The sequence below is a fragment of the Enterovibrio sp. QJM3NY_24 genome (assembly GCF_057786035.1).
Window position 1 is genome coordinate 1512668 of record NZ_CM173520.1, and the last position, 10701, is coordinate 1523368.

Here is a 10701-nt window from a genome sequence, read left to right on the forward strand (position 1 = left end):
ATCGGAAGTAATGAAACCTCCTCCCTTTGAAAAGGAGGGTTTCTCATTTCAGATAAATATCCCTATGGTAGGAGCGAAAATAAATGAGGAATACACTGCCGCTTGCCGGAATTAACGTTATCGACTTTGGGCAGTATATTGCTGGGCCAGCAGTTGCAATGATTCTTGCCGATTTGGGTGCAAACGTTGTTCACATTGATCCACCGGGTGGGCCCTTGTGGAATGATCCTGCAAATGCGGTTTTAAATAGAAATAAACTGTGTATTGCGTTGGATTTAAAGACAAGCGAAGGAAGAGAGCAAGCACTGTCTCTTTGCGCTTCTGCTGATGTCATTATTGAAAACTTTAGGCCGGGAAAACTGTCCCAGTTGGGTATAGATTTGGACACACTTCGTGTGGCTGACCCAAGGCTCATTACTTTGTCTGTCCCTGGCTTCGCTTCTAACGATACGTTGAGAAGAGAGTGGAAAGCGACCGAAGCGGTTATTTCAGCAACATCCGGCGTATTCACGGACATGGGTTTCAATCGCGTACTGATGGGTTGCAACCCAAGTTTTTCTCCGTTAGCACTTGGCTCCGCTTACGCCACCACACTCGCGGCAAGTGGCGTGTCATTAGCCCTGTATGCTCGCGAGAAACATGGGCGAGGTGATCACGTTGAAGTGCCTATTGCGGCAGCGTTGATGGAGGGACTCTCTTATAACTCCATTGTGATGGATGGTCTGCCCGATCGATACCTCACCATGCGTGAGCATGAAATCGCGCATCGTCGAGAGAATGGGTTAGACATGGATGTTACCTATGAGGAATTACAAGAATTCCTCGACCCTTTCTATCGCACCTATGAATGCAAAGATGGCCGCTTTTTTTATGTCGTCTGCCCATCACACCGTAACCATGCCAAGCGCTGCTTACAACTTGTGGGACTTTACGATGAACTGGTTGAAGAAGGCCTGCCTGATGTGACTGATTTGTATCAGCCAATGGCGGAATGGGAGGGAGAAACATCCATCGGTGTTTATCCTTTGCCGGCTAATTGGGCGGCGAAAATTTCTGAAAAAATGAAGCGGGTATTTATCACTAAAACCTCAGAAGAGTGGGGGAAGCTCTTTGGCGAAAATGGCATTCCTGGTGCTCCGCATCGCACCACACAAGAATGGGTAAACAGTCAGCATTGTAATGAAGCCGGTTTAATCGTGACGGTTGAAGACGAAACCTATGGCCAAATGAAGCAGCCAGGGCCTTTGGTTTGGTTTGAGGAAATGGCCGATCAAATGTGCGACGTGTCCCCGAGTCGTAAGGGCGATTTTGCCGAGGCGGTGGACGTGTTTTCTCAACGTGCAGAATCTTCCAATTTCGCCCCTCCACAGGCTCCATCTCTGGAAGGTACAGACAAACAATGGCTCAGCGGTGTGCGTATTCTGGACCTCACGAATGTGATCGCAGGCCCTCACTCCACCGCATTTCTAGGGCGCTTTGGCGCGAAAGTTACCAAGCTCGACCCAACAACGCCGCTTTATGACCCCTTGATTGGTGTGCTTTTCAGCGTATTGTCCAACATCGGAAAAGACAGCCTGCTAATGGATATGTTGACTGACCAAGGCAAAGAGGTCTTTGAAAAATTGGTCAAAAACAGCGACGTGGTGGTGATCAATGCCCCATCACGACAAGTGGAAGCTTTGGGCTTGAGTGACGAGCGACTGAAGGCAATTAACCCCGATGTCATTTTTTGTCGCTTAGATTGTTTGGGCGGCCCTCAACGCGGTGAGAAAACCGATTACATCGGCTATGACGATATCATTCAGGCAAACAGTGGCATCATGAGTCGCTTCGGTGGTGAGCAAACCCCAGAGGAACATGCGCACCTAGGCACTTTGGATGTGAACTGTGGTTTCGCAGGGGGATTAAGCATTGCAGTCGCTTTGTATCATCGTGAAAGAACGGGGCAAGCATTGAGAGCACGAACATCGCTCTCTTCCACCACGAATCTAGCTCAGATTAAATACTGTTATGACTATGCTGGTCGATCGTCATTCAATGAACCATCAGGTCGGGAAGCGCTGGGTTACGGCAGTTTGTCGCACATCTACCAAACCAGTGATGGTTGGCTGTACCTTGATGCGAGTGAAAACGACCTGCCAACCTTTGAGCTTCTCAAGCATTTTCAAGGGGTATCGTCGCTCGATGACGCGCAACGAAAAGCCAACTTTACCAATGCGTTAGCTAAGCAATCGAGTGACTATTGGATCAATACCTTTTGTGAACTTGATATTGCCGCGGCAGAAATCAAACGTATCGAATGGCTACGAGAGCAATACAGCAGGAAAAATGATGATCGAGTGGGGAGCCACTTGGGCAGTTATGCATTTTCGATTTATGACCAGCACCCAAGCGGGCTAGAAACCACGATTGTTGACCATTATTCAATACGCCCGAACGAGGCAGAAGTTATTGCGTTAAAGCAGACAGAACGATTTGGCGCATCAAGCCGCAAGGTGCTTGAAGAGTTAGAACTAGATGCTGGGGCGATTCAAAAGCTTGTTGATGATGGCATCGTCAGTGATGGATGGTCGAAGGTCTTCTTGCCGAATTAATGTGTTGTTCTCAAGATGCAATAGAAATGGCGCTCAAGGAGCGCCATTTTTGTGTGTCTAAATCAAGCTCAAAACCAAGCGCTTATTCGAACTACAAATCACGTTCAACACTCGATTCACGTGGTTCATTGTCATCCGTTTTCCAGATAGTCCAGCCCATGACACCAAACAGTATGGTGACAAATGGCGAGAGCACACAAAAGAAATTAAACGGCAAGTAAGCCAGTGTTGCAACGCCCAACGTCGCAGCCTGATAAGCACCACCAGAGTTCCACGGTACAAGGTTGGCCGTTACGGTTGCGGAATCTTCCACGGCGCGTGAAAGGTTTTCTGGTGCCAGACCACGTTCTCGATATGCCTCTGCATAACTACGTGCTGTCATGACAATCGCCATGTATTGGTCACAAAGAATAAGGTTTGCGCCGATTGCCGTCAGTACCGTCGACACAATCAGTGAACCTGTGGACTTAGCGGCGGCAAGAATTTTGTCAGCGATAACGCGAAGCTGGTTGGTTCGTTCCATCACACCACCAAACATCATGGCGACAATGATCAGGCTAATGGTGTACATCATTGAATCCATACCACCGCGAGAGAGCAGAGAATCCACATCAGATACGCCAGTTTCAGCGCTATAGCCACCAAAGGCGACACTGGCGATCGCGTTGTAATCCGCACCTTGTAAACTTGCCGCACAAATGGCACCTGCGATCACACCGAGTGCAATACCGGGAATGGCGGGCATTTTTTTATACGAGACGACAAGGACAATCAGAAGAGGAAGGAATAACACAGGGTTGATAAAGAAAGAATTGTCTAAGGTCGTCAAAATGGTGTTGATGCGCTCAATATTACCGCCACTGGCGCTGTATTGCAGGCCGAGTACCGTTTCAATAATCAAGGTTATCGTTATCGTCACCCCTGTGGTGTAGGACATGTGCTTGATGTGGGTAAACAAGTCAGTCCCCGCCATGGCTGGCGCAAGGTTAGTGGTATCAGACAATGGTGACATTTTGTCACCGAAGTAAGCACCAGACAGCACCGCACCTGCAACGATAGGCAGAGGGAAATCTAGCCCGCCGCCAACGCCCATCAGTGCCACACCGATTGTCCCTGTTGTGCCCCAGCTTGTCCCTGTCGCCAAAGAAGTCACGGCACAGATGAGGACGCACGCAGGGAGGAAAACTTCAGGAGCAAGGATTTTAAGGCCGTAGTAAATCAGTGTGGGCACGACACCCGCGAGTATCCAAACACCAATGAGCGAGCCGACGATCATCAGAATAATCATCGCGGGTAAGGCATTATAAATCCCGTTCACCATGCCTGCTTGAATGTCTTTCCACGTGAATCCGCAACGCAGCGCGATGACACAGGCCACTATCACGCCCAATAACATTGGGATTTGTGGGTCAAGCCCGTACATGACAATCGACACACTAATACCGAGAACGAGTGACATTAGCGAGATAATGGCTTCCCATAAGTGCGGCGCTCTCGCGCCTTCAGGAATATCCGTCTTCATGTTACCTCCAGTTATTTTGTTTTTTTGATCTGAAAGAACCGAGAACTCGTCGCGTGAAAAATGGATTCTAAGCAAAAGAAGATCCACGCAGAGAGAAAGCGGTTTCTTAGATGATGCACGGGTGTAGACGAGCCGTACCTTGGACTGATTTCAGTCGGGCACCACTTTTCTCGTTTTTGGCGGGAGATCGTATCCGTCATTGGAAACCCTCTTTGGCAGCAAATTTGAATGCTCCAAAGAAAACAACACATGCTTATTATTGTTAGAGGGAAAACCCTCAGTGCTTTTTGACTAAGTCACTTCACACTATGTCTCATGTGGCACAAAGGGGGTGTTGTAGAAGCGAGACGTGCAGAGGTTTTCCTACATTGAGGCAATGTAGGATGTGCATTTCTGTTGAAAGCGAGAGATAGCGTTATAATTCAGAGTGCTTAGTTGGCTTGCAAATATGCCCAAGATGGCAGGAAGAGAAGGCATCGCTGTCTTTCAAACCGTCGCCAAGCGTGCGATCAAAACCGATGTAAGCAAACCAAATTGGGCTGGCACAGAGGACGTGACATTGACGAAGATCTTGGTGTTTAGTGGAGAACCGCCATATTGATAAACGTCATGCTCTCGCAGATCTCGATGGCTTGTGCGTAGTCGGCTTCATCGTCGACATAGATACCAAGTTGTATGTAGCTTGAGTGCGAGAACACGAAGCAATACACAGAGGCCACGCTATAGTCGTTGGTTTCTTCAAACAAACGATAACGATAAAAAATCAGACCGTCTTTCTCCGTTTGATGCACGTCGAACGCCTTTTCGGCTTGTTCCTCTACCACCCAAGTTATTGCATCTTGTTGAGTTTCTACAGGGTCAATGTCCCAAACAGAACACCAAATAGTTAGCCCTGATTTCCAGATCACCAAGTCTTCATCTTCAATTTTGCTCTGAAAAGTGGACGGTAGTGTGATGGTCCATTCGTTGGTGAGAGGATAAATGCCTGAGATAGTTGGGTATTCATTATGATCGTGCATGTAAGTAAAAACGCCTGCGGCTATATGATAAAAGAGGTTGCTTGGGTATAGAAGCCTATCATTGAAGACGCTCTGCCGCCTCTTAATACAGTGTATTTGTGCCACAACATGGGTTTGGTCTTGTTTTCATGTATACCCAAACCCATTCTCGTTGAACAAGTCTCTTGCGGTGGCTTGGATATAACCCCTTAAAGTGAAATAGCTCAAATTTTCCTGCCAATGATCGACCTGTATGACGATCAAAATCACAGCTCTTCATTTCAGATAAAGACCCATCGAAACGTTTCGATTACTGTCATCGAAACGTTTCGATGGTGGTGTGGATACGCCTCCATCGATAGGTAGAAAACCCTCACTCTGCGCGAATCATCGCGATGACAAGGTAAAAGAATGAAAAAAAGTACCCTGCTTAATTCAGACATTGCGCATTTAGTCTCCACCTTGGGGCACACCGACGAATACACCATTTGTGATGCGGGTTTGCCCATTCCCCAGCATGTGCCTCGTATCGATTTGGCGTTGACCCATGGTGTTCCCGGTTTTCTGGAAACGGTGCGCGTGGTGCTGACTGAATCCCAAATTGAAGGCGTGATCATTGCGGAAGAGTTTGCCTCAGTAAGCCCTGAATGCCACGACGCGCTGCTCGCCGAAATCAAACAAGAAGAAGGGCGTTGCGGTAAAAGCATTGCCATTCAATACCTTTCACATGAGGCATTTAAACAGCGCACCCACAGCAGCCATGCGGTGATTCGCACCGGTGAATGTACGCCATATGCCAACGTCATTTTCCAAGCTGGCGTTGTGTTCTGATCCGAGCGAAATGAGGATAAACCATGACTCAAGCAATATTGCAGCTCAACGAAATTGAAAAAGCCTTTCCCGGCGTGAAAGCGCTGGATAAGGCGAGCCTGAATGTGTACCCCGGACGTGTCATGGCGCTGATGGGCGAAAATGGCGCAGGAAAATCGACGCTGATGAAGGTGCTGACGGGTATTTATGCCCTCGATGGTGGCACCATTCATTACGAAGGCAAACCGGCTGCGTTCAAAGGCCCTCGTGATTCGCAGCAAGCCGGTATCAGCATTATTCACCAAGAACTGAACTTGATTCCTGAACTGACCATCGCTGAAAACATTTTTCTTGGTCGTGAATTCACAAGTTCACTGGGTCGCGTTTTGTGGAATGAAATGTTCGCAGCAGCGGATAAGTTGCTCGCGCGTTTGAACGTGAAACATAGCTCGAAAACCTTGCTCGGCGCTTTAAGCCTGGGCGAGCAGCAAATGGTTGAAATCGCCAAAGCGCTGTCGTTCCAGTCCAAAGTCATCATCATGGATGAACCAACAGATGCACTGACTGATACGGAAACTGAATCCCTGTTTACCGTGATTAACGAGCTTCGCGATCAAGGCTGCGGCATCGTTTATATCTCACACCGTCTCAAAGAAATCTTCACCATTTGTGATGACATGACGGTGCTGCGCGACGGCAAATTCATCGGCGAATGCAAAGTGGCTGACACCGACGAAGACGGCCTGATCGAAATGATGGTGGGGCGCAAGCTGGAAGAGCAATACCCGCGCATTGCTGTCACCCACGGTGATACTTGCCTAGAGGTGATGGGCGTATCTGGTCCAGGTGTGAAAGAGGTGAGTTTCACCCTTAAACGCGGCGAAATTTTGGGCGTGTCGGGTTTGATGGGGGCGGGTCGTACTGAACTAATGAAAGTGATTTACGGTGCGTTACCTTTGCACAGTGGTGACATCAAGCTCAATGGCAAGCTGGTTAACCCAATCAGCCCGCGTGACGGACTCGTCAACGGCATTGCGTATATCTCAGAAGACCGTAAAGGCGATGGGCTTATTCTCGGCCTCTCCGTGAAAGAAAATATGTCGATTTGCTCGCTCGATCAGCTGAGCAAAGGCATGCAAATCAATCACAGCGACGAAGTGATTGCGGTCGATGACTTCATTCAACTTTTCAATATTAAAACCCCAAGCCGAGATCAACTCATCGGCAATCTTTCCGGCGGTAATCAGCAAAAAGTGGCAATAGCCAAAGGCCTGATGACCAAACCTCGCGTGCTTATTCTCGACGAGCCCACACGCGGTGTGGATGTGGGCGCCAAGAAAGAAATCTATCAATTGATTAATCGGTTCAAAAGCGAAGGTACCAGCATCATTTTGGTGTCGTCAGACATGCCAGAAGTACTCGGCATGAGCGACCGCATCATGGTGATGCATGAAGGCCGTATTACCGGTGAATTTGACGCCAAACAGGCGGACCAAGAAACACTACTCGCTTGCGCGGTAGGTAAACACGTTAAGAAGGATGCAGCATGAGTAGCAACGCCGTAACCCAATCCGATTCTGATAACAAAAAACTGTTTAGCAAAGCGTGGTTGATTGAACAAAAATCCCTGATTGCGCTGCTGCTCCTGATTACCGTGGTGTCGTTTTTAAACCCCAATTTCTTCACTGTCGATAATGTGCTCAACATTCTGCGCCAGACCTCGATTAACGCCATTATTGCGGTGGGGATGACGCTAGTGATCCTTACGGCCGGCATTGATTTGAGTGTTGGCTCAGTGCTCGCGCTTTGTGGCGCGTTTGCCGCCAGTTTGATAGCCATGGAAGTGCCTGTGCTGGTGGCGGTGCCAACGGCGTTGTTTGCTGGCGCCGTGTTAGGTGCCATCAGTGGCATCATCATTGCCAAAGGCAAGGTGCAAGCCTTCATCGCGACCTTGGTCACCATGACGCTGTTGCGCGGGGTGACCATGGTGTACACCGAAGGTCGTCCAATTTCTACTGGCTTTACCGACACTGCCGATGCATTTGCATGGTTTGGTACGGGCTACGCCTTGGGTATTCCTGTCCCTGTTTGGATCATGGTCGTGGTGTTTGCCGCGGTTTGGTATTTGCTTAACCATACTCGCTTCGGCCGCTATATCTATGCGTTGGGCGGCAATGAATCCGCCACACGCCTATCAGGTATTGATGTGGATAAAGTCAAAATTGGTGCCTATGCGATTTGTGGTTTTCTGGCAGCGCTAGCGGGCATTATCGTCACCTCGCGTCTGTCTTCTGCGCAACCGACTGCGGGTATGGGCTATGAGCTAGATGCCATTGCTGCGGTTGTTCTTGGCGGCACCAGTTTGATGGGCGGTAAAGGCCGCATCATGGGTACCTTGATTGGCGCGCTAATCATTGGCTTCCTCAATAACGCCCTGAACCTGTTAGACGTTTCTTCCTACTTCCAAATGATTGCCAAAGCCGTAGTGATATTGGCGGCGGTCATGGTTGATAACAAAAATAAGTAACACCTCAATTTTTCAATTAACGAACGTGTAGAACAAGCGCCTGAACCCTACCTCTCAGGCGCTAATTAGAACGAGAAAAGAAACTAAAAAGGAACGTAAAATGAAAAAATTATCGCTACTTATCTCCGCGGCTTTGCTGTCTTCAACCGCTTCTATCACTGCGCACGCGCAAGACACCATGGCAATTGTATTATCCACGTTGAACAACCCATTTTTCGTCACGATGAAAGACGGCGCTGAAGCCAAAGCACAAGAGTTGGGTTACGACCTGATTGTGTTGGACTCGCAAAATGACCCAAGCAAAGAGCTTTCCAATGTGGAAGATCTCACTGTGCGCGGTGTGAAAGCTATTTTGATTAACCCAACAGATTCGACGGCGGTGTCGAACGCCATTCGTATTGCGAATCGCAGTGGCATTCCTGTCTTTACCTTGGATCGCGGCGCAGCCCGCGGAGAAGTGGTCAGCCACATTGCGTCTGACAACGTTCTGGGCGGCGAAATGGCGGGGCGCTATATCGTCGAAAAAGTCGGCGAGAACGCCAAAGTGATTCAGCTAGAAGGCATTGCGGGCACATCCGCGGCGCGCGAGCGTGGCGAAGGTTTTGCCAATGCGGTTAAAGCCAGCCAAATGGAATTGTTAGCAAGCCAACCTGCGGATTTCGACCGCACTAAGGGCTTGAACGTGATGGAAAACATGTTGGCTGCCAATCCTGATGTGCAAGCAGTGTTTGCGCAGAACGATGAAATGGCACTGGGTGCGTTACGCGCTGTTCAGGCATCAGGCAAAGACATTCTGATCATCGGATTTGATGGTACAGATGATGGTATCGCGGCCGTGAAACGTGGCAAGCTAGGTGCTACCGTTGCTCAACAGCCTGACCTCATTGGTGCTATTGGCGTCGAAATGGCAGACAAAATGCTGAAAGGTGAAGCGGTTGAGAAATCAATTCCTGTGCCTTTGAAAGTCATTACTCAGTAATTATTGAACTAATCACTAGCGGGTCTTCTCTTTTCAATTTATAACCCTTGGCTTACCGCCAATTGAGAAGAGAAGATTCCTATTTCATGCAGAATAGAGCATCAAGCTGCGACGTTACACAGGCAAAGAATGAGAAAGCCGAACGATTTGGGGTTTGGGAATGCAAACATTAAATCCTTCCGTTTTCCTGCTAAATACAACAATAAGGCTTTTAGATAAGCCGAGGATAGTGCAATGAACAAGTTAGTGGTTTTGGGTAGTGTTAATGCCGATCATGTGCTTCAAGTCCCTTCTTTTCCGCGCCCTGGCGAAACGCTTCACGGCCGTGGTTATCAAGTCATTCCTGGTGGTAAAGGCGCGAATCAAGCTGTGGCCGCCGCGCGCTTGAAGGCTGACATTGGTTTTATTGCGTGCGTGGGCGACGACCCGTTTGGGGTGAATATTCGTGAGAGCTTTAAATGTGATGGTATCAATATCGCGGGCGTGAAAATGCAGGCGGATTGCCCAACGGGCATTGCGATGATTCAAGTGTCTGACAGCGGTGAAAACAGCATTTGTATCTCCGCTGAAGCCAACGCCAAACTCACCGCCGACGCCATTGAACCGGATTTGGCGCGTATTCGTCAGGCGGTTTACTTGTTAATGCAGTTAGAAACGCCCCTCGATGGCATTGAGCGTGCGGCGCTGGTGGCCAAAGAACATCACACCAAGGTGATTTTGAACCCAGCCCCTGCGCGTGAGTTGCCTGAAAGTTTGCTGGCGTGCGTGGATATTATTACGCCCAATGAAACAGAAGCCGAAGTGCTGACAGGGATCAAAGTAGACAATGAAACTAGCGCCAAAAATGCTGCTGATAAGTTGCATGACAAAGGGATTGAAACCGTCATGATCACTTTGGGTGCGAAGGGCGTTTATGTCAGTCATCAAACCGCCAACCAGCCAAACATGGGCAAAATTATTCCAGGGTTTCGCGTAGAAGCGACAGATACTACTGCGGCAGGTGATACTTTTAATGGTGCATTCGTGACTGGTCTAATGGAGTCTATGCCTTTAGAATCAGCGATTAAGTTTGCGCATGCAGCGGCAGCCATTTCTGTCACGCGCTTTGGCGCACAAACCTCCATACCGACTCGTGAAGAAGTTGACGCGTTTCTGGCAAACCAAGCGTAACTGCCATCCGTCACTCGCTATTCGCCATAAACCGTTCACGATGAATTGAATGTGATGGATAGCTCACAGCGATAGGCCACTCGCATGTACAGGGAGATCGC

Annotated in this window: 9 protein-coding genes; 6 read left to right on the forward strand and 3 right to left on the reverse strand. The window is 48.9% G+C overall.

Annotated elements, in window-relative coordinates; genetic code table 11:
- The first annotated feature begins 83 nt into the window (after positions 1-83).
- Entirely contained in the window at positions 84-2594 is a 2511-nt protein-coding gene (locus tag AC3CIC_RS22955) for a CoA transferase (protein WP_488516371.1), read from the forward strand.
- A gap of 91 nt (positions 2595-2685) precedes the next feature.
- Here the strand turns inward: AC3CIC_RS22955 and nhaC are convergent, their stop codons facing one another.
- The 3 genes from nhaC to AC3CIC_RS22970 form a co-directional block, all read right to left on the reverse strand.
- On the reverse strand, positions 2686-4116 hold the full coding sequence (nhaC, locus tag AC3CIC_RS22960; protein WP_488516372.1) for a Na+/H+ antiporter NhaC: 1431 nt from the start codon (positions 4114-4116) through the stop codon (positions 2686-2688).
- Positions 4117-4531: 415 nt separating this feature from the next.
- Positions 4532-4714: a DUF4260 family protein gene (locus tag AC3CIC_RS22965; RefSeq protein ID WP_488516867.1), complete on the reverse strand. Its 183-nt coding sequence runs from the start codon at positions 4712-4714 to the stop codon at positions 4532-4534.
- The gene (locus tag AC3CIC_RS22970; protein ID WP_016960453.1) at positions 4695-5135 is read right to left on the reverse strand and encodes a hypothetical protein; all 441 of its coding nucleotides are present in this window, start codon (positions 5133-5135) and stop codon (positions 4695-4697) included. The genes AC3CIC_RS22965 and AC3CIC_RS22970 overlap by 20 nt, the downstream gene beginning before the upstream one ends.
- A 390-nt stretch (positions 5136-5525) precedes the next feature.
- Between AC3CIC_RS22970 and rbsD the strand changes: the two genes are divergently transcribed.
- The 5 genes from rbsD (at position 5526) to rbsK (ending at position 10600) form a co-directional block, all read left to right on the forward strand.
- Positions 5526-5945, forward strand: a complete 420-nt coding sequence (rbsD, locus tag AC3CIC_RS22975; RefSeq protein WP_394209440.1) for a D-ribose pyranase — start codon at positions 5526-5528, stop codon at positions 5943-5945.
- A gap of 23 nt (positions 5946-5968) precedes the next feature.
- Complete coding sequence (gene rbsA / locus AC3CIC_RS22980; RefSeq protein ID WP_488516373.1) at positions 5969-7474, forward strand: ribose ABC transporter ATP-binding protein RbsA; 1506 nt, start codon at positions 5969-5971, stop codon at positions 7472-7474.
- A complete protein-coding gene (rbsC, locus tag AC3CIC_RS22985) occupies positions 7471-8451 on the forward strand; it encodes a ribose ABC transporter permease (RefSeq protein WP_016960456.1) in 981 nt (326 codons plus the stop codon). Before rbsA ends, rbsC begins: the two co-directional genes overlap by 4 nt.
- Positions 8452-8551: 100 nt before the next feature.
- Positions 8552-9430, forward strand: coding sequence for a ribose ABC transporter substrate-binding protein RbsB (gene rbsB, locus AC3CIC_RS22990; protein WP_488516374.1), 879 nt, complete (start codon positions 8552-8554; stop codon positions 9428-9430).
- A gap of 234 nt (positions 9431-9664) precedes the next feature.
- Positions 9665-10600, forward strand: coding sequence for a ribokinase (gene rbsK / locus AC3CIC_RS22995; protein ID WP_488516375.1), 936 nt, complete (start codon positions 9665-9667; stop codon positions 10598-10600).
- Positions 10601-10701 lie beyond the last annotated feature (101 nt).